A 23,041-nucleotide genomic window follows, 5' to 3' on the forward strand; every position below is an offset into this window, starting at 1 on the left:
GCTGGAAATCTTACTGATGTTTTTGCTTGAAGAGCGGCACGCACGCATCAGCACATAGCGCTCCCAAAGCCACCACACCCACCATCCCCTCCGCCAATTCAACCTCAACCCCCACCCCCTGCAACCCTCCCTGTGCTGTCCATTCATCGAGCGCCAATCCATGCAACTTCAAAAACGCTTCGCGCCTGCACCATGCCTTGGCGAACGCAATCGGGCGAATCGACTCGGGCATGTCTGACAGACGGGTAGCAACCTCAGCCCCCAAATAATCCTGCGCGACCGCATGCCAGTCCGGCACCGCCTGAACCTGCATCAAGTCCACGCCCACTGCGCCCTGGAGATTGACGGCAGCAAGAGAGAACCCGGCTTCGTGGCTGATGGAAAACCCGGGCTCCGGCAGCCCGTCGATAAGCAATCGCGGCGCGACACCTGGGGCGCTGATGAACGTGATCGCCCCGGATGGCAATTCGAGCCACTGTTCCAAGGCGATACGCACGCAAGCCCGAATGCGGTTTCTGGCCTCATCTCTTGCACAGCCTGGCCTGGTGACGCAGCTGACCAGCAATACATTCTGCCGAGGGAAAGGCTTTGGCGGGGCGAGCCGGCCATCTTCATCGAATACCCAGCTTGCCCCGCACTTCATGCCCTGTCCGGTGACGCGGGGCAACCGGCCCATCGGCTGGCGGCAGGGATATGCTCGCCCTTCATCACCAGGGTCAGTGCGCCAAGGTGCGCATCGTTGCCGACGACAGCGCTATACAGCACGGCGCTGCGTGGCCCCATGTACACGCGCTCGCCGATGCTGACGTGATCAATCTTCATGATTCGATCTTCGAACAGGTGGGTCTGCGGGCAGGCGCCAGCATTCAGTTCGCTGTCTGCGCCGATGCTGACGCAGTCGAATTCGGTGATGTCGGTGGTGTCCATGTAAACCCCGCGACCAATCCTGCAGCCGAGCACATTGAACGCCAGCGGCAACCACGGTGTGCCGCGCAGGTAGCGCATGAAGTTCGGTGCGGCCATGCCTTCGTACAGACTGGTGATGCCCTCCGACAGCCATACGAAGGGCGTCCACATCGGGTCAGCGCGTTTGCGATAGCGGCCCATCACCAGCCATTTCAGGGCCGCGATCAGCAGAAAGTTACCCACGCTGTACGCCACGCCGATCACTGCAAGGTAGGCCAGCACCGCGCCCCAGCGCTCGTCGTCGGCGAGTGGCATCAGGTCAAGCATGACCGTGTAGCCAACGGCGATCACCACCGCGTGCGGGGTGACAATGCGCACGCCTTCGACCAGTCCTCGGGCCAGGCGGCGCAGCGGTGAAGGCTTGAAGGTCAGTGATTCGGGAGCGCCACTCACCTGCTCGCGGGCAGGCAGGTGGATCGGTGGTGAGCCCAGCCAGGTGTCGCCGTCGACCATTTTGCTGTTGTGCGGCGCGCAGGAATGGACGCCGATCAGGACGTTTTCCGGCAGTACCGTGCCGTCCGCGATGTACCCGCCGTTGCCGACAAAGCTGCGATGCGACACGACCGTGGGTTGCATGGTCATCCAGCCGCCGTCGATACGCTCATCACCGAGCATCACCGCATCCGCGATAAAGGTTTCATCGCCCAGGGTCAGCATGTCCGGGATGACGCCCTGTGCGCTGGAAATCTCGGCGTCGCGCCCTACTTTCGCGCCCAGCAGTCGATACCAGAAGGGCGAATACACCGTGGCGTAGATGCCGGACAGCACGTTGAGGCTCGCTTCCTGAATCTGGCTGATCAGCCACTTGGCGCAGTAGGTATTGCTGTGCACCTCATAACGGCCCGGCTTGAGGCGTGGGAAGACGACCCAGCGCAATGCGGCAGAGGCCAGAACAGTCGCGACAATCAGCACCGCACTGGCCGGGAACGCGAGCAGGAAATAGCGCGCCAGTTGTCCCAATGGTCCGCTGCCCTCGAACCATGGCAAGACGTTCTGCGTGTCGAACCAGTCGATCAGGAAAAAGGTCGGGAAGACCGGGATGAAGAACAGCGTCGCGACCAGCAGAACGCCGAACACAAAGAACAGCTTTTCTGCCCGCAAACGCGCCGGGCTGGTCACAGGCCGTGCAGGTTGGCCGAGCGTATCGAACGCGCCGACATCACGCGCTGGCGAGCCTTGCCAGATGCGCCCAGCCGGAACCTCCCGACCATCGGCCATGGCTGACTGGGCTTCCAGATGCCCCCACGGGCCTACAGCCGTATTGCCTTCCATGATCACGTAAGAGCCGACACAGGCATTGTCCTGCAAGGCGATACGGCCCAGATGCAACTGGCCCCGCTCGACGCGCGCATTTTCGAAGCTGACACCGTTGCCGACGCTGACCCCGTCGCCGATTTCCAGCAGGTCATGAGCCCGTACTGTAGCGCCGCCAATAATCACGTCCTGCCCGATCTTCGCGCCCAGTGCGCGCAGCCACAGGGGATAAAGTGAGGAGCCGCTCAGCAGGTAAGTCGGCGCCGACTCGACCATGCGGTCTGCGGCCCACCAGCGAAAATAGGTAACGCCCCACAGCGGATAGATCCCAGGCTTCAGGCGGCCGACGATCAGCCACTTGGCTGCCAGCGCGATGAAAAACTGCAGAACGGTAGCAATCAGGAATACCGAGATCGACGCCAGCGTCGCCAATGTGACAGAGTCGTCGGGCGAGCCGGTGAGCAGGTGATAGGTAAAGAACGGTGCGAGCCACTGGGTCATGCGCAGGCTGACCATGACCGGCAATGCCAGCGCCTGGGCCACGCCGCAGCGCCAGCGACGCCAGGCTGACGGAGGCGTCCAGTCCACCGGCGCATCCACCTCTTGTGGCGCCTGATCCAGCACTTCAGCAATCGCGCCGATACGCCGATGCTGGTAAATGTCGCGCACCGTGACTTGAGCGAAGCGCGGGTTGGCCCGCAGCGCCGAGGCCAAACGCGCAGCAAAGAAGGAATGCCCGCCCAGATCGGTGAAAAAGTCCGCATCGCGGCGGATCGGCATGCCGGGGAACAGTGTGCTCAGCGCGGCAAACAGTGCGATCTCACCTTCGGTTTGCGCCGCATCGGACTCTGCGCTGGCGGCCTTGGCATCCACCGTCAACGGACGAGCCTTGAGCGTTTTGCGATCGATTTTGCCGGACGTGAGGCGCGGCATGCTGTCGAGCAGTTCGAAGTGTCCCGGCACCATGTACGGCGGCAACTGCGCCTGCAGGGTTTTGCGCAACTGACTCGTGAATGCGGAAGGCGTCGACGTGTCGCTCACCAGATAAGCTATGAGTTGATCAACGCCCGCCTCGCTGCGCAACAGGACGGCAACGGTGCCCACGCCAGGCTGTTGCGCCAACAGCGATTCAATCTCGCCCAGTTCGACGCGAAAGCCGCGAATTTTTACCTGATCGTCGGCCCGCCCGAGGCACTGCACCTGCCCTTCGTCGTCGATCCGGGCAAGGTCGCCGGTTCGATACAGGCGCGCATCGTGATAGCCGGTGGACCATGGGTTCGGCAGGAATTTTTCCTGGGTCAGGTCCGGCCGGCCAAGATACCCCTCGGCCAGGCCGGGGCCGATGATGCACAGCTCGCCGACTTCGCCACGCGGCAGCAGGCTGGGCGCCAGGGTGCTCCCGACCGCAGGGTCATTGGCGATGACCAACAGCCCGTAATTGGGTAACGGTGTGCCAATCGACACCGGGCGACCACGCGACAGACGCGCCAGGCTGGCCGATACAGTGGCTTCGGTAGGGCCGTAGGTGTTGAACATCTGCCTGTTCGGCGTGGCCCAGCGATCGACCAGCGACTCAGGACACATCTCGCCGCCCAGATTGATCAGGCGCAGGCCGGGAACGTCTTCGCTGAACAGCGCCAGCAAAGTGGGCACCGCATGCAAGACGCTGATGCGCTGCTCGTTCAGCAAGCGCGGCAGGGTTTCGGGGTCACCGCTGGTTTCCTTCGGGCCTATCCACAGCGTCGCGCCCACCAGATAGGCGATCCAGATTTCTTCGAAGGACATGTCAAAGGCTACGGAAAAGCCCTGGTAAACCCGGTCGCTGGCACGAATACCAAGTATCGCGTTCTCGCTGCGCAGAAAATGGCAGATGCTGCGCTGGGAAATCAGAATGCCCTTGGGCTTGCCCGTGGAGCCGGAGGTGTAAATCACATAGGCAGGATGGTCGGGAAGCACACCACTGCGACGCACCAACGCTGCGTCGGTCGGCGCCAGCAGGTGTTCGGCAGTCCACACCTTCAAACCGGTATCGGCCAGCACCGGCATCAACGCATCGCAGGACACCAGCCCGACTGCGCTGGCGTCGTCCAGGCAAACCTGCAGACGCTCTACCGGCGTGTCCTGATCCAGAGGCAGCCACGCGGCGCCCGCCTTGGCAATACCGGCCTGCATGACCAGCAGCTCGATGCCGCGCGGCAACCACAGACCGACAATGTGCCCCGGCCGGACACCCGCACCGATCAGCGCAGACGCCACCTGATCGGCCTGCCGGTCCAGATCGCCATAACTGATCTGATGCTCGCCGAAGATCAGTGCCACTTGCTGCGGGTTGCGCCGGGCACTGGCTTCCAGTAAATCGGCCAGCACCTCCTCACGTAGCAGCTCAGGTTGGATTGGACCGTAAATCACGTCCAGCGATTGTTCGTTCTGGCCTAGCGTCGACAGGTTCAGGTTATTCATGGCAGCAGGTATTAGCTCGTCTGAAGGAGGTGCCTGAGATTTTCTGGTTATGAGCCGGTCCGTCAGCGATTGGCGCGAATTCTGTGGTCGTTGCGTGTCCGGAATATGTCCGTTTTGATACATTTTGGCTGGAGCACTGCAGCTCTCACCGAGGCAAGAGAACAGGCTGGCAAGGCGAATATGGCAAAGGCTGGCTGTACGAATCTTGAACAACAAAACGAAGGTGGCGGATTGCCCACATTGCTGTGCGGGTTACAGCAGGCGCCACAAGGTCTCGCGTGTCGCGGGGTTGAAAGACTGCGCCTGACGGTCCATGACGCCTCTCAGTCCATCGCCAATACGCTCTGCCGGCATCGGGTGGAAGCCATGTTGCCGAAACCATGGACCGTTCCAGCGTGGCTCGCGAAATGTCGTCAGGCTTATCGCGTGCAGTTGGCAAACCTGCGCGTACGCCTCGACAGACGCCAGCAGGCTTTTTCCGACACCCTTGCCGGATGCACCAGGCTCGACCGAGATGTTGTCCAGGTACAGGAAATCATCCAGCAAGCGCATGGCTGTAAAACCGATGATGTCACCGCTGCGCCTGTTGGCAGCCACCACCACCCGGCAGGCTTCGAACCTGTCTGCGCCCAGCGGAGGGTTTTCGGCGACATGCGCCAGGGAAGGAATGCTTTTGTACCGGTGACGCGCCCGCGCCGACAGGCGTTGTAACGATTCCAGGTCGCTGTGTTGCGACACACGCAGATCAAATTCCATCCGCTTTTCCTCCCTGACTGCCTGACATCGAAACCAGACGCCGATGAGCACGTCTGGACGGTGAGCCGAATAATCACCACAATCGGCTCATCTCATGAGCCGATTAACTTTTTATTCGGCTCACTGCATAGGCGGATACGATGTCCGAACATCTCTGGATCTGGCAACAGCCGAACTGGCCCCGCTTTCATTGGCGCGAAGAACGCCTTGCACCGTTGATACGAGCGTGCGCCAAGGCTCAAGGTCGCTTGCTGGGTATGAGCGGTGCAGTGGGTGGCGATGCGCAAATGTGCGAGGGCTTGAATGCCCTGCTGCAGAATATCGTCACTTCGTCCGCCATCGAAGGCGAGCGACTGAATGCAGATTCTGTCAGGTCGTCGCTGGCACGCCGCCTGGGGATCGCCGATAACGGCAAGCATAGCCCTCGCAGCGAGGGGTTGGCCGAGCTGATGCTGGACGCTACACGTGGTCATGATCAGCCACTTGACTTGCAACGTCTGTGTACCTGGCATCGCTGGCTGTTCCCGGAAGAGGACAGCTTTGTGTCTGCTCGCATCCTGGTTGGTCAATTGCGTAGCGACGAACCTATGCAAGTGGTCTCAGGGAGGCTTGATCGACCCATCGTGCATTTTGAAGCGCCACCGCGGGCTGGACTTGAGCAACAGCTGGAAGATTTTCTCGACTGGTTTGCCGGCAGTCAAAGTGATCCGACGCTCGATCCATTCGTGCGGGCAGGTATCGCGCATTTCTGGTTTGTAACCCTGCATCCGTTTGACGACGGCAATGGTCGCCTGACTCGGGCCATTACAGACCTGGCGCTGACTCAGGGCGATCAGCAAGCCATACGACTGTTTGCCATGTCCGCCAGCATCCTTGCTGACCGCGCCGGCTATTACCACGTTCTGGAGACCAGTCAGAAAAGCACGACCGATATCACCGAGTGGCTGGAATGGTTCCTGCGCACATTGTTGAAAAGCATTGAAAACGCCTTGGTTCATATAGAACGAGTACTGGGAAAAACGCGATTTTGGCAATTACATCGCGACAACGACCTGAACGCCGAACAGGTCAAGGTGCTGAATCGACTGCTGGATGGCGGCGAGCGTGGCTTTGAAAACGGTCTGAGCGCAGCGCAGTATCAGGCAGTGGCGAAGGTCTCGAAGGCCACCGCTACCCGCCACTTAAGTGATCTGCTTGCCAAAAACTGCCTGGTTCGCCTGCCCGGTGGAGGCCGCAGCACTCGTTACCAGATCAATCGGCCCTTGCCGTAGAACCCTACACAGCAGAAGGAGTTGCCAGCGCTTCAGACGTGCGCCACTGGTCGCATCGACTGCAGCATCCAGTTCCGCACCGGACAGGAACTGGCTGTAGTAATCATGCAGTTCGGCTTCCCAACCGGCCACCTCGTCCAGCGCCGCCTCGGCTTGTTCCTTGCTCAAGGCAAAGTGAGCGTGCTGACTGAGCAGATTGCCTCGGTTGAGCCGCGACCCTTCGATGCCGACGGACATGGGAAGTGTGGACCTGAAAATAACAGCTCACGAAAGAACACATTAATCCTCATAAAGCCTCACTGAGTGACACCTTAACTACTCATAAATCGTGACTACTGCCCTCAGCGCGTCATTCCTACACCTAGAATGCGCAATGCCACGTCACTGATCATCGACATACCCCACCCATCCCCCATCAAAATGTGGCTTACTGAAGCCTGCCATCATCCAATCAGGGAATCTCTTCCCTACCCTCGCGGTCTCTTAACGCATGACGAATTCGCGCTCTGCTTTCATACCCTCCTGGCTTCGCCCTGTTCTGCGTCCTTTGCTGGACCCGTATCGCCGTTATCGGCATGCGCGGCTGATCCACGCGGCGCGGATTGCGGTGGGCTTGCTGGTGACTATCCTGCTGACCACCGGCCTCAACCTGCCTCACGGTGAGTGGGCATCGGTGACCATGCTGATCGTGATCGGCGGTTTGCAGCATCACGGCAATATCGGCAAGAAGTCGGTCGAACGGGCCTACGGAACCTTGATCGGTGCCGGTCTCGGTCTGATCGTGGTGGTCCAGCAGGGCTATCTGGAAATGCCGTTGCTGACCTACGCAATGATGTCGGTGATGTGCGGTTTCTTCGCCTATCACGCCATCGGCAAAGGGGGTTACACCGCGCTGCTGTCGGCGATCACGCTGTTCATCGTCGCCGGTCATGGTTACAACCCGATCAGTGACGGGCTGTGGCGTACCGTCGATATTCTGATTGGTATCGCGCTGGCCCTGGCGTTCTCCTTCGCCCTGCCGCTGTATGCGGTGTTTTCCTGGCGCTACAACCTGGCCAGTGGTTTGCGTGACTGCGCCAAGGTTTACGGACGCATTGTGCAAGGCCAGCCAGTGACGGCGGATGAGCATTTGAAACTGACCGCCAGGCTCAACGGCACGATGCTGCAATTGCGCTCGCTGCTGCCGTCGGTGTCCAAGGAAGTGAAGATGTCCATGGTCGAGCTGGACGCCATTCAGGGCCACTTCCGCATGTGCCTGAGCACCCTGGAGATTCTCGCCAATATTCGCCCGGCGAACCTGAATCAGCTTGCCGACGAGACGCTAAAGGCGTCGCTGGACGCTGACTACCGCCAGATTCGCCGGCAACTGATCGGCATGGCGCGCGCCCTGCAAACCGGTGCCACCGAGCGCCTGGAACGCACGACCGAAACACCGGAGACGCCGGAAACACCACCAGTGAAAGCCGTCATTCCTACCGAGCTGAAGGGCTACCACTTGATGACCCAGCAGTTGGCGCTCAACCTCGACGGCCTGCAGGCACGTCTGGCCAAGACCGCCAAACGCTGGAAGTTTTAAGGAACCGCCCGTGCCCGATACCCGCCCGCCTGTGCTGGATGAAATCGATCGCCAGCTGATTGCCGCGCTGCAAATCAATGCGCGCGAAAGCGTCGCCATGCTCGCCCGGCAACTGGGCATCGCGCGTACCACCGTGACCTCGCGGCTGGCGCGCCTGGAAAGCAGCAAAGTGATTACCGGTTACGGCGTGCGCCTTGGCCAGCGCGTGGTCAGTGGCGGGTTGCAGGCGTATGTCGGCATTACCGTGCAACCTCGCTCGGGCAAGGAAGTGTTGCGGCGGCTGAGTGCCATGGCGCAGGTTCAGCAACTCTGTGCGGTGAGTGGCGAGTTCGATTATGTCGCCTGGCTGCGCACGGACTCTCCCGAGCAACTGGACCAGCTACTGGACCTGATCGGCAGCGTGGATGGTGTCGAGAAGACCACGACATCGATCATCCTCAGCAGCAAGATAGACCGCGGCCAGCCGGTGTAACTGCACGCTTCTATCAAGCAGTGATACAAACTGACCAGCAAATTCGTCACTTAGCCCAAACAAACAGCATATCGACGACACTTTGCGTCTTATTAACGTGTCTGCCCTTCTCTAGACTGTTGTTTTTCGCCGTTGCCCATCAAGGTCCGTCATGAAGAACAACCGTCACCCCGCCAACGGCAAAAAGCCGATCACCATGTTCGGCCCCGACTTCCCCTTCGCCTTCGATGACTGGATTGAGCACCCGAAAGGTCTGGGCAGCATTCCGGTGGAGAACCACGGTGCTGAAGTGGCAATTATCGGTGCCGGGATAGCCGGTCTGGTGGCGGCCTACGAATTGATGAAGATGGGCCTCAAACCGGTGGTGTACGAAGCCTCGAAAATGGGTGGCCGCCTGCGCTCGCAGGAGTTCGAAGGCGCCAAAGGCATCGTGGCCGAACTGGGCGGCATGCGCTTTCCGGTGTCCTCGACAGCGTTCTTCCATTACGTCGACAAGCTGGGCCTTGAGTCCAGACCGTTCCCCAACCCGCTGACCGCAGCGTCCGGCAGCACCGTTATCGACCTGGAAGGCACCACCTACTACGCACAAATGCTCTCGGACCTGCCGGCACTGTTTCAGGAAGTCGCCGACGCCTGGGCCGATGCACTGGAAAGCGGCTCGCAATTCGGTGACATCCAGCAGGCGATCCGTGACCGCGATGTGCCGCGTCTCAAAGAGCTGTGGAACAAGCTGGTGCCGTTATGGGACGACCGCACGTTCTATGACTTTGTCGCGACCTCCAAGGCCTTCGCCAAGCTGTCTTTCTTTCACCGCGAAGTGTTTGGCCAGGTGGGCTTCGGCACTGGCGGCTGGGATTCGGACTTCCCCAACTCGATGCTGGAAATCTTCCGTGTGGTGATGACCAACTGCGATGAGCACCAGCATCTGATCGTCGGCGGCGTGCAGCAAGTGCCGGTCGGCTTGTGGAGCCACGTCCCCGAGCATTGCGCGCACTGGCCCAAGGGCACCAGCCTGTCGTCGTTGCACCGCGGCGCACCACGTCCCGGCGTGAAGCGCATCGCACGCGCCGAGGATGGCAGTTTTGCGGTGACCGATAATTGGGGCGACACCCGGCAATACGCTGCCGTGCTGACGACCTGCCAGAGCTGGCTGCTGACCACGCAGATCGAGTGTGAAGAGTCGCTGTTCTCGCAGAAAATGTGGATGGCCCTGGACCGCACCCGATATATGCAGTCGTCAAAGACGTTCGTGATGGTCGACCGTCCGTTCTGGAAGGACAAGGATCCGGAAACCGGCCGTGACCTGATGAGCATGACCCTCACCGACCGGCTGACCCGTGGCACTTACCTGTTCGATAACGGCGACGACAAGCCCGGCGTGATCTGCCTGTCCTACTCGTGGATGAGCGATGCACTGAAGATGCTCCCGCAGCCCATCGAGAAGCGGGTGAAGCTGGCGCTGGATGCCTTGAAGAAAATCTACCCGAAAGTGGACATCGCAGCGCGGATCATCGGTGATCCGATTACCGTGTCATGGGAAGCCGATCCGCACTTCCTGGGTGCCTTCAAGGGTGCGCTGCCGGGCCATTACCGCTATAACCAGCGCATGTACGCGCACTTCATGCAGCAGGACATGCCCAGCGAACAGCGCGGCATGTTCATCGCCGGCGACGATGTATCCTGGACACCGGCATGGGTCGAAGGCGCTGTGCAGACTTCGCTGAATGCTGTGTGGGGCATCATGAACCACTTTGGCGGCAAAACTCACGCCGAGAACCCCGGCCCCGGTGATGTGTTCCACGAAATCGGCCCGATTGCACTGGGCGACTGACAGAAGGAAACCCCCATGCGCGTTGCGCTGTATCAATGCCCGCCATTGCCGCTGGATGTCAGCGGCAACCTGACTCGCCTCGAACAGCAGGCTCAGGCCGCCGCCGAACAAGGGGCACAGGTGCTGATCTGTCCAGAAATGTTCCTCAGCGGCTACAACATCGGCGCCCAGGCTGTCGGTGAGCTGGCACAGGCGCAGGACGGTCCGGCAGCGACGCGCATTGCCGCTATCGCACAGGCTAGTGGCATTGCGATCCTCTACGGCTATCCGGAGCGCGCCGCCGATGGGCAGATCTACAACGCTGTGCAGTTGATCGATAGCCAGGGCAAACGCCTGTGCAACTATCGCAAGACGCACCTGTTCAGCGAGCTCGACAGGTCGATGTTCGCTGCAGGCGACGATCATTACCCGGTGGTCGAATTGAATGGCTGGCGCCTGGGCCTGTTGATTTGCTACGACGTGGAATTCCCCGAAAACACTCGTCGGCTGGCCTTGGCGGGGGCCGAGTTGATTCTGGTCCCCACCGCAAACATGCTGCCTTACGATTTCGTCTGCGACGTGACCGTCCGGGCGCGGGCTTTCGAGAATCACTGCTACGTGGTGTACGCCAACTACTGCGGCAGCGAGGGCGCGATTCGTTACTGCGGGCTCAGCAGCCTCTGCGCGCCGGACGGCAGCCGCCCGTTGCTGGCGGGTCAGGACGAAGCATTGCTGGTCGGCACGCTGGACAAGTCACTGCTGGCACAGGCCCGAACCGCGAACGACTACTTCGTGGATCGCCGCCCGGCGCTTTATACGTCGCTGACTTGATCCTGAAGAGGCCGGTACAGCCTCTGGAAATAGCGCGTTTGCTCATCGTCATTCTCGTTGCCTATCGTGCCAATGCTCTGCGTTGGCATGCCGTTCTGGACGCTCTGCATCCTCTTTTTCGCAGCTTTGAGCAGCAGGCTCGCGAACGGGTCTGTTAATCCGCTAGCATGACGCCTCGCCTCGCACAGCTTTCCGGACGCCCCTCATGCCTGCCGCACACGCCGCCGACACTCAACGCCTCACGCTGGCCAACGGCTTGAATGTGGTGCTGTGTCACGAGCCACGGCTAAAGCGCTGTGCGGCCTCATTGCGCGTGGCAGCCGGCAGTCACGATGCGCCACAAGCGTGGCCGGGGCTGGCGCATTTTCTGGAGCATCTGTTTTTCCTCGGCACCGAACGCTTCCCGGCCGGGGATAACCTGATGACCTTCGTGCAGCGTCATGGCGGGCAGGTCAATGCCAGCACCCGTGAGCGCACCACTGACTTCTTCTTCGAATTGCCGCAAGCGGCCTTCGCCCAAGGGCTGGAGCGGCTATGCGACATGCTTGCCCGGCCGCGCATGGACACCGCAGATCAATTACGCGAACGCGAGGTGCTGCATGCCGAATTCATCGCCTGGCGCGGCGATAGCGCATCCGGCGATCAGGCGCGCCTGCTGACAGCGATCAACCCACAGCATCCGCTGCGCGGCTTTCACGCCGGCAATCGCTACAGCCTGTCAGTGCCCAACCCGGCTTTTCAGCAAGCATTGAAAGACTTTTATCGAGGCTTCTATCAGGCCGGGCAGATGACCCTGTGCCTGAGTGGCCCGCTGCCGGTGGCTGAACTGCAGGCGCTGGCGATAAACCACGGCGCGGTTTTCGCCTCAGGGATGAAGGTCACACAGCGCCCGCCTCCAGCATTGATGGCCAGCCCTCGACAGGCTGGCGAGCAAAACCATCTGCTGTTTGCCTTCGAGGACTTGCCAGAAAACGCTGACGAAGCGGTGGCCTTCTTCTGTCACTGGCTCAATGCCGCGCAGCCTGGCGGACTGGTCGCCGAGCTGGTACGCAGGGGCCTTTGCACCTCATTGAACGCCGCGCCGCTGTACCAGTTCGACGGGCAGCTTTTGCTGGATATCGAGTTTAAAGGCGACCCGGCGAACGCGACCGCTATCAGTAGCCTGCTTTTCAGCTGGCTCGGTTTTTTCAAAGCTCACTGGCCAACGCAAATCGAGGAATACCACCGTCTCGAACGACGCCGTCTGCAGATGTGCGGAGCATTGGCTCTGGCAAACCATCACTGTCGCGAAACGCCTGCGCAGTTGAGCGAGCAAGGCCAAAAAGCGCTAAGCGCATTACTGGCGAAGCTCACCGCTGATGTGGATAACCTCGTTCCAGAGCCGGTCACTTGGTGCCTGCCAGCGCCGAATCCGTTTCTTCATACGGCAGCGGACGACCCCGCTGAAGCCGCGCTGTACCTGCGCTGGCAACTGCCATCCCCGCAGCCCGCTCTTTGGCGGATGCTCGATGCGGCGCTCAAGCCACTGGTCGAAGACGCACGTCAGGCCGGAGTAACCCTGACCTTCACCGCGTACGGTCCGTACTGGCAGCTTCAATTGAACGGTTTGCGCGAACCGATGCCGGCGGTCCTGAAACAAAGCCTGCAGCGCTTGCAACACCCCGATACCCACGCACAGGAAAACGACGAGCCGGTGTTGATCCCGATTCGTCAGTTGCTCAAGCAGCTTGCCGATCACTTCCTGCGCAATGAGTCGGAGGCGACCACAAGCGACCTGCCAGGCGTATGGGCGGCTTCGCGCTGGAGCAGTTTCACCAGCGGTATTGAACAGGCCAGCCAGTCAATGCTGGACGCGGTGTTGAATGCAGCACCCGGCGTTCAGCGAACTTCCCCACACGATCTGCCAGCCATTCGCGCTGGCAAGCACTGGGCGACGGAAGCATCGTCCTCCCCGGAAGACGCCGTGCTGGTGTTCTGCCCCGCGCCCACGACTTCCATCGAAGATGAAGCGGCCTGGCGTCTGCTCGCGCACCTGGCTCAAGCGCCGTTCTATCAGCGGCTGCGGGTCGAACTGCAATTGGGTTACGCGGTATTCAGTAGCCTCAGGCAGATCGACGGACGGACCGGTTTGCTGTTCGGCGTGCAATCACCCACCTGCAATGCCCAGCAACTGTTTGCGCACATCGAGGCCTTTATCGGCGGATTGCCGCAGTGGGTCCGCGATGCACATTTGCCTGAGCAGACCAAAGCCCTTGCAGCGCAGTTAGAGCCGTCGAGCCTGCCGGAGCAACAGCGTGCCGACCTGCAGTGGCAGGCACACCTCGCCGGGCACCGGGGTGACCATGCGCAGACCTTGCAGCGCGCTCTGTCAAATCTGGATACACACTCGTTGCTGGCCTCTGCGGATCAATTGATCAACGCCACAGGGGGCTGGCTGATCGTGGCCAATCGCCCTGCCAGCGCGGCCGTTCCGCAATCCTTACCTGAACGGTAACGGTCTTTCATGCAGATTCTAGCCCTGCTGAATTGTGAAAATGAGTAACATAGCTCCCTAAGCATCTGAACGTATGCCTCCAGCGATGCACTAAGATGTAGTCACCCACCGCTGCACTTATCCGAGGAGATTTTTATGTCGTGGACTAAACCTGCTTACACTGATCTGCGTATCGGTTTTGAAGTCACCATGTACTTCGCAAGCCGTTGATTTCAGTGCGCTGTGAAGCCTCGGTTCGCCGGGGCTTTTTTTATGGTTGTGGCTGTTTTTTATTTCAGAGCGTGTCCCAGGAGCTGTCATGTACATCCAGATTCTAGGTTCTGCTGCTGGCGGTGGATTCCCCCAGTGGAACTGCAACTGCGTCAATTGCGCGGGTTTTCGCGACGGCAGCCTGCGTGCCCATGCGCGGACCCAGTCTTCCATTGCGCTGTCCGACGACGGTATCAACTGGGTACTGTGCAACGCCTCACCTGACATTCGCGCGCAATTGCAGGGCTTTGCGCCTATGCAGCCCGGGCGCGCATTGCGCGACACCGGCATCAGCGCGATCGTGTTGATGGACAGCCAGATCGACCACACCACCGGCCTGCTCAGCCTGCGTGAAGGCTGCCCGCATCAGGTGTGGTGTACCGACATGGTCCATGAGGACCTGAGTACCGGCTTCCCGCTGTTCGAAATGCTCAAGCACTGGAACGGCGGCCTGACCTGGAACCGCATCGAATTACAGGGCAGCTTTGTGATTCCGGCCTGCCCGAACCTGCGCTTCACGCCCTTTCCGCTGCGCAGCGCCGCCCCGCCCTACTCGCCACACCGTTTCGACCCGCACCCGGGCGACAACATCGGCCTGCTGGTCGAAGACACCCGCACTGGCGGCAAGCTGTTCTATGCCCCGGGCCTGGGCAAGGTCGATGACGCACTGGCCGAGAAAATGCGTGACGCCGACTGCCTGCTGGTCGACGGCACAATGTGGGACGACGACGAAATGCAGCGCCGTGGCGTGGGCACGCGTACCGGCCGGGAAATGGGCCATCTGGCACAGAACGGCCCCGGCGGCATGCTGGAAGTCCTCGAAGGCTTTCCCGAGCAGCGCAAAGTGCTTATCCACATCAACAACACCAACCCGATTCTCGACGAAGACTCCCCGGAACGTGCGGAGCTGGTTCGTCGCAACGTCGAAGTGGCCTTCGATGGCATGAGCATCGAGCTTTAGGAGCTGACATGAGCGAATCGACTGCGCTGTCCCCCGCCGAATTCGAACAGGCCTTGCGCGCCAAGGGTGCCTATTACCACATCTATCACCCGTACCATGTGGCGATGTACGAGGGTCGTGCAACCCGCGAGCAGATCCAGGGCTGGGTCGCCAACCGTTTCTACTATCAGGTGAACATTCCGCTCAAGGACGCGGCGATTCTGGCCAACTGCCCGGATCGCGAGATCCGTCGCGAGTGGATTCAGCGCCTGCTCGATCATGACGGTGCGCCCGGCGAAGACGGCGGCATCGAAGCCTGGCTGCGCCTCGGCCAGGCCGTCGGGCTCGACCCGGACCAACTGCGCTCGCAGGAACTGGTGCTGCCAGGCGTGCGTTTTGCCGTCGACGCCTACGTGAACTTCGCCCGCCGCGCCAACTGGCAGGAAGCTGCCAGCAGCTCGCTGACCGAACTGTTCGCACCGCAGATCCATCAGTCGCGCCTGGACAGCTGGCCGCAGCACTACCCGTGGATCGACCAGGCCGGCTACGAGTATTTCCGCACTCGCCTGGGTCAGGCCCGACGCGATGTAGAGCACGGCCTCGCCATCACGTTACAGCACTACACTACGTACGAAGGTCAGCAGCGTATGCTGGAAATCCTGCAGTTCAAACTCGATATCCTGTGGAGCATGCTCGATGCGATGTCCATGGCCTACGAGTTGAACCGCCCGCCGTATCACAGCGTCACAGACCAAAGGGTCTGGCATAAGGGGATTACGCTATGAAGCACGATCCGCAGTTCCGAGCGTTGACACCCAAATGGCATCAAGGCTATCGCTTTCAGTACGAGCCTGCGCAAAAGGCGCATGTGGTGCTTTACCCTGAAGGCATGATCAAACTCAATGACAGCGCGGCCCTGATTGGCGGGCTGATCGATGGCAAGCGCACCATCACCGCCATCATTCATGAGCTTCAGCAGCAGTTCCCCAATGTTCCCGAACTGGGCATGGACGTCGATGAGTTCATGGAAGGCGCCAAAAAGAAAAACTGGATCGATCTTGTCTGACCTGGCCCCCGTCACCAACACCCCGTACATACCGCCCACTCCCGAGGTCGGGCTGCCCCTGTGGCTGCTCGCCGAGCTGACCTATCGCTGCCCGTTGCAGTGCCCGTATTGCTCCAACCCGCTGGATTTTGCCAAACAGGGCCAGGAGCTGAGCACTGAGCAGTGGTTCAAGGTCATGCAGGAAGCGCGGGAAATGGGGGCGGCGCAGATCGGTTTTTCCGGCGGCGAGCCGCTGGTGCGCCAGGACCTCGCCGAGCTGATCGCCGAGGCCCGGCGTCTGGGCTTCTACACCAACCTGATCACCTCGGGCATCGGCCTTACCGAAGAAAAGATCATCGCCTTCAAGGAAGCAGGCCTGGACCACATCCAGATCAGCTTTCAGGCCAGCGACGAGCAGGTCAACAACATGCTCGCCGGCTCGAAAAAAGCCTTCGCGCAGAAGCTGGAGATGGCCAAGGCGGTCAAAAAGCACGGCTACCCGATGGTGCTGAATTTTGTCACCCATCGACACAACATCGACCGCATCGACAAGATCATCGAGCTGTGTCTCGCGCTGGAGGCGGATTTCGTCGAACTGGCGACCTGTCAGTTCTATGGCTGGGCGCACCTGAATCGCCTCGGCCTGCTGCCGACCAAAGATCAACTGGTCCGCGCCGAAGCCGTCACCAATGAATACCGCGTCCGGCTGGAGGCAGAGAATCATCCGTGCAAGCTGATTTTCGTCACGCCTGATTATTACGAAGAGCGTCCCAAGGCATGCATGAACGGCTGGGGCAATATCTTCCTGACCGTGACACCGGATGGCACAGCGCTGCCCTGCCACGGCGCACGGCAGATGCCGATCCAGTTCCCCAACGTGCGCGATCACAGCATGCAGCACATCTGGTACGACTCGTTCGGCTTCAATCGCTTCCGCGGTTACGACTGGATGCCCGAGCCTTGCCGTTCGTGTGACGAGAAGGAAAAGGACTTCGGCGGTTGTCGCTGCCAGGCCTTCATGCTGACCGGCGACGCCGCCAATGCCGACCCGGTGTGCAGCAAATCCTATCACCACGGGATCATCACTCAGGCTCGTGACGAGTCCGAAACCGCTACTCAAACCATTGAAGAGCTGGCCTTTCGCAATGACCGAAACTCACGACTCATCGCAAAATCCTCCTGAACGCCTGAGCGCCGCCCAAGCGGTCGCTGCAGGCGTCGACTTCGCCGAACTGGATGTCAGCTCGGCGGGCCTGTTCTGGAACGAATACCGCCCCGAAGACGGCGCCAGCCGTATCTGGCACTGGTACGCCAACAGCAAGCGCTGCCTGACGCCACAAGGCTTCAGCGTGCGCAGTCGGGTGTATGAATACGGTGGTGGCTCGTTCTGCCTCGCCGACGACGCCGTAGTCTTCGTCAACGAGCGCGACCAGCAACTGTATCGACAGGCACTGGATGCCAGCGAGCCGGTGGCGCTGACCGAGGGCGACAAGCGCTACGGCGGCGTGTTCTTCAGCGGCGGCCAGATTCTGGCCGTTGAAGAAGACCACAACACGCATCGACTGGTGGCTATCGAGCTGGCTGACGGCAAGCGCCAGTTGCTGGCCGAAGGCGCTGATTTCTACTCATCGCCGATTGTCAGCGCCGACGGCAGACGCCTGGCCTGGATCGAATGGCAGCGCCCGCATCAGCCGTGGACCAGCACCCGCTTGATGTCTGCGACGAAACAGGACGATGGCAGTTGGGCCACTGCGCAGTGCATCGCAGGCGACGGCGCGCAAGAGTCACTGCAACAACCGCGCTTCGATGCCCACGGGCGGCTGTATTGCCTGACAGATCGTGCAGGTTTCTGGCAGCCGTGGGGCGAATCACCTTCCGGGTTTGCGCCGCTTTCAGCCCGCCCGGCGGATCATGCCTCCGCGCCCTGGCAAATGGGCAGCTGCACCTGGCTGCCGATCAACGATGGTTACCTGGCGAGCTGGTTCGAAGACGGTTCAAGTGTTCTGGGGCTTTGTCAGGCCGACGGCAGCGTCGAGGATTTCAGCGCGGGTTACAGCCGCTTTCGCAGCCTCGCCATTGACGAAGAGTTCGTCTATTGCATCGCGGCCTCAGCCGTAAGCACCTCGGCGGTACTGGCTATTTCTCGCCACGACGGCAGTGCTCAGGTGCTTGCCGGAGGCGGGTCGCCGCTGCCGGCCAACCAGATCAGCCGTCCTCAGACATTGCGTTACCCCAGTGGCGGGGCCGAGGCTCATGGTTACTTCTATCCGGCCATGACCGGCGCGGAGAAACCGCCGCTGGTGGTGTTCATCCATGGCGGCCCGACCTCTGCCTGCTATCCGGTGCTGGACCCACGCATTCAGTACTGGACACACCGCGGCTTCGCCGTGGCAGACCTCAATTATCGCGGCAGCAGCGGCTACGGTCGGGTGTACCGGCAAGGCCTGCACCTCACCTGGGGCGTGGCGGACGTCGAAGATGCCTGTGCAGTCGTGAAACATCTGGCCGAGCGCGGCCTGATTGACGAACGACAGGCGTTTATTCGCGGCGGCAGTGCGGGTGGGTACACCACGCTCTGCGCCTTGGCCTTCCACGATGTATTCCGCGCGGGTGCCAGCCTGTACGGCGTCAGCGATCCGGTGGCACTGGCCAGGGCGACGCATAAATTCGAAGGTGATTATCTGGACTGGCTGATCGGCGATCCCGACAAGGACATCGAGCGCTATCAGGCTCGTACGCCCCTGTTGCACGCAGACAGCATCAGCGTGCCGGTCATCTTCTTTCAGGGCGAGCTGGATGCCGTGGTGGTTCCGGAACAGACCCGGTCCATGCTCAAGGCGTTGCAAGACAACGGAATCAAGACCGAAGCGCACTTCTACGCGGACGAGCACCATGGGTTCCGCAAGGCGAACAACCTGGCAGATGCGCTGGAGAAGGAATGGCGTTTCTATCGGGATGTGCTGGATGCCTGATCAGGCCGTGTGATCGTTCCCGCATCAGGGAACGATCAGCGAGTGCGACGAGGTGTTACTTACGCGAGACGATGATGTAGATCGCGTGGATGATGCCCGGGATGTAACCCAGCAGGGTCAGCAGGATATTCAGCCAAAAAGCGCCAGCAAAGCCTACTTGCATGAACACGCCTACCGGGGGCAGCAGGATGGCGAAAATGATACGAATGATGTCCATGGAAAGCTCCTGATTGATTGGCTCTGATTGGCCATACAGCTAATCGACCCTGGCCGGCGGTGAGGGTTCAACCGGCTCTGGCACCGCGCCATTATTCTTTCTCGGGAGAGGATCAGGACAAGCGTTGCACTGCGGGCACAGCATCGTGTGCTGCGAGCGGAAAGAAAACAGAATCGTCAAAACGCAAACAAAGAAAACCCCGCCGAAGCGGGGCTTTCCAGACTGTTTCCCTGATTTCCCTTTCACCCCGCCATCCTGGCAGGCTTCCCTACGTGTCCCTGTTATGTCTTGTTGCGCGTCCTGCGCTACGTCCATGAACAAAGATTAACTTTGGATCCCTTTCTTGGGAAGAGGTCAATTGGCACCACGCAGTGTAAGCAAATGCTTACAAGGCTTTTCCAAGTCAGAATTGTGACGCCTTCAACAGGTATAGCGACTCGCTACCCGCGCGCACCGAGGCATCCAGCGAATGAATACGCGGCAGCAGACGTCCGAAGTAGAAGCGTGCAGTACCCAGCTTGCTTGCGTAGAACTCCTCCTGCTGCTCTTTACCGAGTGCTGCCTTGGCCATCATGGCCCACATGTAGGCATACGCCGTGTAACCGAACAGATGCAGATATTCCACAGAGGCTGCGCCGATTTCATTGGGGTTGTTACGCGAGCGATCCAGCACCCAGCCGGTCAGCTCATCCAGCATGTTCAAGGCTTTGCTCAGCGGCTGAGTAAACTCGCCGAGCGCGTTGTCCGAGCCGCTGATGAACTGGCGGACTTCATCGGAAAACAGCTGATAGAAAGCGCCATTCGAACCGACGATCTTGCGCCCGACCAGGTCCAGCGCCTGAATGCCGTTGGTGCCTTCGTAGATCTGCGTGATACGCACGTCACGCACCAGTTGCTCCTGGCCCCACTCGCGGATGTAACCGTGGCCGCCGAATACCTGCTGACCATGAACGGTGGTTTCCAGACCGATATCACTCAGGAACGCCTTGGAGACGGGCGTCAGCAGCGCTACCAGATCATCGGCACGCTTGCGCGCGGCATCGTCTTCGCTGAACTTGGCAATATCCAGTTGTAGAGCCACGTAGCTGGAAAACGCCCGACCGCCTTCGTTGAAGGCTTTCATGGTCAACAGCATGCGACGCACGTCAGGATGGACGATGATCGGGTCAGCGGCCTTGTCCTTGTTCTGCGCACCGGTCGGGGCGCGGCTCTGCAGACGGTCCTGCGCATACTCGACGGCGGCCTGATAAGAGCGCACGCCAGAGGCCAGGCCCTGGATACCGACGCCGAGGCGCTCGTAGTTCATCATCGTGAACATCGCCGCCAGCCCTTTGTTCGGCTCACCGATCAGGTAACCGGTGGCGGCGTCGAAGTTCATCACACACGTTGCAGACGCCTGGATGCCCATCTTGTGCTCGATCGAGCCACAACTGACGGTGTTGCGCTCGCCGATGCTGCCGTCGTCAGCGACCATGAACTTGGGCACCAGAAACAGCGAGATGCCTTTGGGGCCAGGCGGTGCATCCGGCAACTTGGCCAGCACCAGATGGATGATGTTTTCGGTCAGATCGTGTTCGCCACCGGTAATGAAAATCTTGCTACCGGTGATCTGGTAAGCGCCGTCCGCCTGGGGTTCGGCGCGGGTGCGAATCATGCCCAGATCCGTACCAGCGTGGGCCTCGGTCAGGCACATAGACCCGGCCCAGACGCCCGAATACATATTGGGCAGAAATTTGGTCTTGAGCGCTTCACTGGCGTGGGTGTCTATCGATACGCAGGCGCCGGACGTGAGCATCGCGTACAGACCGAACGCCAGGCTGGCAGAGTTGAGCATCTCTTCGACCTGAGCCGACACCACCTTGGGCATGCCCATGCCGCCAAACTCGGGGTTACCGCCTACACCGACCCAGCCGCCCTCAGCGTAGGTCTTATAGGCCTCGGGGAAACCTGCAGGTGTGGTGACGACGGTGTCCTTCCAGTGGCAGCCCTCCTCGTCACCGTTGCGGCTCAGCGGCGCAATGGTCTTGCTGGTCACTTTACCGGCTTCTTCGAGAATGGCTTCGACCGTTTCAGCGTCGACGGTTTCGGCCAGCTCGGGCAGTTGAGCCCAGAGCTTTGAAACCTCGAAGACTTCATTGAGGACGAAGCGCATATCGCGCAGTGGCGCTTTATAGTCAGCCATGGCAAACCTCGTGAACACGGATCGAAATGCTTTGGGAAGCCGATCGATGCATCCAGCGACGCAGATCAGCAGTCGAGTTCCACGAGTCTAACCGAACAACATTTCAGAGACATAGGGTCGTGTCATGACTGAATAGTCATAACAGGTCACGGGAAGTGTAAGGGCTTGCTCAGGTTGCCGCTTCAGTTGTGCGGACAGCGCCACGTCGGTTCAACTGCCCGTAAGCCACCACACAATTGCGCCCGGCGCCCTTGGCCGCATACAGCGCCTGGTCGGCGCATTTGAGCACCTCTTCGGGCGTGCGATGCTCCGGCTGGCGTTCGGCAACGCCGATACTCACCGTCACCGACACACTGCCTGACTGCGCCCCGCTGCGGCGCTGCCGGCCCTGCTGATCGTCCTGAGGGCGACTGTCCTTGTTGCGCAGCTGAATCTCGTAATTGGCGATGGTCTCGCGGATGGCTTCCAGGTGCGGCATGCACTCATCGATAGTCTTGGCGGCGAACACAATGGCGAACTCTTCGCCACCATAACGATAGGCCTTGCCACCGCCGTTGGTGATTTTCGACAGTTTGCTGGCCACCAGACGCAGCACCTGATCTCCCACATCATGGCCGTGGGTATCGTTGAATTTCTTGAAGTGATCCACGTCGCTCATCGCCAGCACATAGTTGCGACCCAGACGCTGCATGCGCTCATTGAGCGCCCGACGCCCAGGCAACCCGGTGAGCTCGTCGCGAAAGGCCATCTGATAGGCCTCATGAGCGACAGCAGCGGCAATCATCAGCATCACCTGACTGCACAGGATGTTCAGCGTGAACGGCAGGATGAAGGTCTTGGGCAATGCCCAGAACAAACCCAGCAGGCCGACAATCTGCGCCGCATGCAGCGGTCGCGGCTTTTCCAGGTATTGCCAGATCAGCACCCCGAATGACACCAGAAACATAGCGTAAGACAACTGGATCAGGCTCATCCATGCGCCATGCAGGACAGGCCAGCGGATGTCGGCCAGCCAGACTTGCAGCTCGACCGGATAACTTTGTTCAAGCCCCACCGCCACGCCGCCCAGCGCTACCAGCACCGCGAGCCGCGCGACCATGTCCTGGAACAGATGTGTTCGCTCCTCCCATGCCGCATACAGCCCGAACAGCAGCGGCAGCAGCAGGCAGACCAGGTGAAAGATCACCGCCGCATCTTCGCGGACCTTGCCGTGGTCACGGTAGTAATCGGTCTGGGTATCGAGCAGGTAGTAGGCGATATACACCGTGAGCATCAGAAACAGCTCGCGCTGACGTCGGTAAACACAGCAGTACGCGCCGCCCAACAACAGAACCAGGGTCGGAAGCACGTTGAACAGCGAGGTGAAGAAGACGTTCAGATCCTTTACGTACGCAGCCGCAAGCCCCGCCACCAGCAAGCCCAGTGAAGGCAGAAAATGACTCAAGCGTGCAGCTGATGGACGCAACAAAAGGGGTTATCTCCTACCCGGCATCTGGATGACTGGCTGACCTGATGGCATTGTGCCCCTCCCCAGCAAACAATGCAT

General features: G+C 60.4%; 19 protein-coding genes. 12 read left to right on the top strand and 7 right to left on the bottom strand.

Annotation, left to right across the window (positions count from 1 at the left end; translation table 11 throughout):
* Positions 1-10 precede the first annotated feature (10 nt).
* The 3 genes from LCH65_RS22185 to LCH65_RS22195 all read right to left on the bottom strand — a co-directional run bounded on the left by LCH65_RS22185 (position 11) and on the right by LCH65_RS22195 (position 5,436).
* A complete protein-coding gene (locus LCH65_RS22185) occupies positions 11-643 on the bottom strand; it encodes a 4'-phosphopantetheinyl transferase superfamily protein (RefSeq protein ID WP_226439798.1) in 633 nt (210 codons plus the stop codon).
* On the bottom strand, positions 640-4,680 hold the full coding sequence (locus LCH65_RS22190; RefSeq protein ID WP_226439799.1) for a Pls/PosA family non-ribosomal peptide synthetase: 4,041 nt from the start codon (positions 4,678-4,680) through the stop codon (positions 640-642). Before LCH65_RS22190 ends, LCH65_RS22185 begins: the two co-directional genes overlap by 4 nt.
* Positions 4,681-4,932: 252 nt before the next feature.
* Positions 4,933-5,436, bottom strand: a complete 504-nt coding sequence (locus LCH65_RS22195; protein WP_054081704.1) for a GNAT family N-acetyltransferase — start codon at positions 5,434-5,436, stop codon at positions 4,933-4,935.
* 140 nt (positions 5,437-5,576) lie between these two features.
* Between LCH65_RS22195 and LCH65_RS22200 the strand changes: the two genes are divergently transcribed.
* Positions 5,577-6,707 (top strand): Fic family protein, encoded by a 1,131-nt coding sequence (locus LCH65_RS22200; protein WP_003372383.1) that lies wholly within the window; start codon positions 5,577-5,579, stop codon positions 6,705-6,707.
* Here LCH65_RS22200 and LCH65_RS22205 read toward each other — a convergent pair.
* Complete coding sequence (locus LCH65_RS22205; protein ID WP_226439800.1) at positions 6,618-6,944, bottom strand: hypothetical protein; 327 nt, start codon at positions 6,942-6,944, stop codon at positions 6,618-6,620. The two genes, LCH65_RS22200 and LCH65_RS22205, sit on opposite strands and share 90 nt — an antisense overlap.
* A 253-nt stretch (positions 6,945-7,197) precedes the next feature.
* Here LCH65_RS22205 and LCH65_RS22210 point away from each other — a divergent pair, with 253 nt between their 5' ends.
* From LCH65_RS22210 to LCH65_RS22260, 11 genes are all read left to right on the top strand, one after another.
* The gene (locus LCH65_RS22210) at positions 7,198-8,283 is read left to right on the top strand and encodes an FUSC family protein (protein WP_032609321.1); all 1,086 of its coding nucleotides are present in this window, start codon (positions 7,198-7,200) and stop codon (positions 8,281-8,283) included.
* A gap of 10 nt (positions 8,284-8,293) precedes the next feature.
* Positions 8,294-8,755, top strand: a complete 462-nt coding sequence (locus LCH65_RS22215; RefSeq protein ID WP_002555556.1) for an Lrp/AsnC family transcriptional regulator — start codon at positions 8,294-8,296, stop codon at positions 8,753-8,755.
* Between the two features lie 151 nt (positions 8,756-8,906).
* On the top strand, positions 8,907-10,586 hold the full coding sequence (locus LCH65_RS22220; RefSeq protein ID WP_003341224.1) for an NAD(P)/FAD-dependent oxidoreductase: 1,680 nt from the start codon (positions 8,907-8,909) through the stop codon (positions 10,584-10,586).
* A 15-nt stretch (positions 10,587-10,601) separates the two neighbouring features.
* Positions 10,602-11,396 (top strand): carbon-nitrogen hydrolase family protein, encoded by a 795-nt coding sequence (locus LCH65_RS22225; protein WP_074807335.1) that lies wholly within the window; start codon positions 10,602-10,604, stop codon positions 11,394-11,396.
* A gap of 205 nt (positions 11,397-11,601) precedes the next feature.
* Positions 11,602-13,890, top strand: coding sequence for a pyrroloquinoline quinone biosynthesis protein PqqF (gene pqqF / locus LCH65_RS22230; protein ID WP_226439801.1), 2,289 nt, complete (start codon positions 11,602-11,604; stop codon positions 13,888-13,890).
* Positions 13,891-14,025: 135 nt separating this feature from the next.
* Positions 14,026-14,100 (top strand): pyrroloquinoline quinone precursor peptide PqqA, encoded by a 75-nt coding sequence (pqqA, locus tag LCH65_RS22235; protein WP_003422658.1) that lies wholly within the window; start codon positions 14,026-14,028, stop codon positions 14,098-14,100.
* Between the two features lie 88 nt (positions 14,101-14,188).
* Complete coding sequence (gene pqqB, locus LCH65_RS22240) at positions 14,189-15,100, top strand: pyrroloquinoline quinone biosynthesis protein PqqB (RefSeq protein WP_058416069.1); 912 nt, start codon at positions 14,189-14,191, stop codon at positions 15,098-15,100.
* A gap of 8 nt (positions 15,101-15,108) precedes the next feature.
* A complete protein-coding gene (gene pqqC / locus LCH65_RS22245) occupies positions 15,109-15,864 on the top strand; it encodes a pyrroloquinoline-quinone synthase PqqC (RefSeq protein WP_226439802.1) in 756 nt (251 codons plus the stop codon).
* Entirely contained in the window at positions 15,861-16,145 is a 285-nt protein-coding gene (pqqD, locus tag LCH65_RS22250) for a pyrroloquinoline quinone biosynthesis peptide chaperone PqqD (protein ID WP_002555562.1), read from the top strand. The genes pqqC and pqqD overlap by 4 nt, the downstream gene beginning before the upstream one ends.
* Complete coding sequence (pqqE, locus tag LCH65_RS22255) at positions 16,138-17,307, top strand: pyrroloquinoline quinone biosynthesis protein PqqE (RefSeq protein WP_003372397.1); 1,170 nt, start codon at positions 16,138-16,140, stop codon at positions 17,305-17,307. Before pqqD ends, pqqE begins: the two co-directional genes overlap by 8 nt.
* Complete coding sequence (locus LCH65_RS22260) at positions 17,270-19,096, top strand: S9 family peptidase (RefSeq protein WP_003432614.1); 1,827 nt, start codon at positions 17,270-17,272, stop codon at positions 19,094-19,096. Before pqqE ends, LCH65_RS22260 begins: the two co-directional genes overlap by 38 nt.
* A gap of 55 nt (positions 19,097-19,151) precedes the next feature.
* Here LCH65_RS22260 and LCH65_RS22265 read toward each other — a convergent pair whose 3' ends face one another.
* From LCH65_RS22265 to LCH65_RS22275, 3 genes are all read right to left on the bottom strand, one after another.
* Positions 19,152-19,313: a YqaE/Pmp3 family membrane protein gene (locus tag LCH65_RS22265; protein WP_002555565.1), complete on the bottom strand. Its 162-nt coding sequence runs from the start codon at positions 19,311-19,313 to the stop codon at positions 19,152-19,154.
* A 403-nt stretch (positions 19,314-19,716) separates the two neighbouring features.
* Positions 19,717-21,495: an acyl-CoA dehydrogenase C-terminal domain-containing protein gene (locus LCH65_RS22270; RefSeq protein ID WP_226439803.1), complete on the bottom strand. Its 1,779-nt coding sequence runs from the start codon at positions 21,493-21,495 to the stop codon at positions 19,717-19,719.
* Positions 21,496-21,664: 169 nt separating this feature from the next.
* Positions 21,665-22,963, bottom strand: a complete 1,299-nt coding sequence (locus tag LCH65_RS22275) for a GGDEF domain-containing protein (protein ID WP_044309144.1) — start codon at positions 22,961-22,963, stop codon at positions 21,665-21,667.
* Positions 22,964-23,041: the final 78 nt, after the last annotated feature.

Source organism: Pseudomonas sp. MWU16-30316 (assembly GCF_020515645.1).
GTDB classification, from domain to species: domain Bacteria; phylum Pseudomonadota; class Gammaproteobacteria; order Pseudomonadales; family Pseudomonadaceae; genus Aquipseudomonas; species Aquipseudomonas cerasi.

Excerpts from the sequence above, each read along its gene's own strand:
- LCH65_RS22185 (WP_226439798.1), bottom strand. The coding sequence starts at position 643 with ATGAAGTGCGGGGCAAGCTGGGTATTCGATGAAGATGGCCGGCTCGCC.
- LCH65_RS22190 (WP_226439799.1), bottom strand. The coding sequence starts at position 4,680 with ATGAATAACCTGAACCTGTCGACGCTAGGCCAGAACGAACAATCGCTG.
- LCH65_RS22195 (WP_054081704.1), bottom strand. The coding sequence starts at position 5,436 with ATGGAATTTGATCTGCGTGTGTCGCAACACAGCGACCTGGAATCGTTA.
- LCH65_RS22200 (WP_003372383.1), top strand. The coding sequence starts at position 5,577 with ATGTCCGAACATCTCTGGATCTGGCAACAGCCGAACTGGCCCCGCTTT.
- LCH65_RS22205 (WP_226439800.1), bottom strand. The coding sequence starts at position 6,944 with ATGTCCGTCGGCATCGAAGGGTCGCGGCTCAACCGAGGCAATCTGCTC.
- LCH65_RS22210 (WP_032609321.1), top strand. The coding sequence starts at position 7,198 with ATGACGAATTCGCGCTCTGCTTTCATACCCTCCTGGCTTCGCCCTGTT.
- LCH65_RS22220 (WP_003341224.1), top strand. The coding sequence starts at position 8,907 with ATGAAGAACAACCGTCACCCCGCCAACGGCAAAAAGCCGATCACCATG.
- LCH65_RS22225 (WP_074807335.1), top strand. The coding sequence starts at position 10,602 with ATGCGCGTTGCGCTGTATCAATGCCCGCCATTGCCGCTGGATGTCAGC.
- pqqF (WP_226439801.1), top strand. The coding sequence starts at position 11,602 with ATGCCTGCCGCACACGCCGCCGACACTCAACGCCTCACGCTGGCCAAC.
- pqqB (WP_058416069.1), top strand. The coding sequence starts at position 14,189 with ATGTACATCCAGATTCTAGGTTCTGCTGCTGGCGGTGGATTCCCCCAG.
- pqqC (WP_226439802.1), top strand. The coding sequence starts at position 15,109 with ATGAGCGAATCGACTGCGCTGTCCCCCGCCGAATTCGAACAGGCCTTG.
- pqqD (WP_002555562.1), top strand. The coding sequence starts at position 15,861 with ATGAAGCACGATCCGCAGTTCCGAGCGTTGACACCCAAATGGCATCAA.
- LCH65_RS22260 (WP_003432614.1), top strand. The coding sequence starts at position 17,270 with ATGACCGAAACTCACGACTCATCGCAAAATCCTCCTGAACGCCTGAGC.
- LCH65_RS22265 (WP_002555565.1), bottom strand. The coding sequence starts at position 19,313 with ATGGACATCATTCGTATCATTTTCGCCATCCTGCTGCCCCCGGTAGGC.
- LCH65_RS22270 (WP_226439803.1), bottom strand. The coding sequence starts at position 21,495 with ATGGCTGACTATAAAGCGCCACTGCGCGATATGCGCTTCGTCCTCAAT.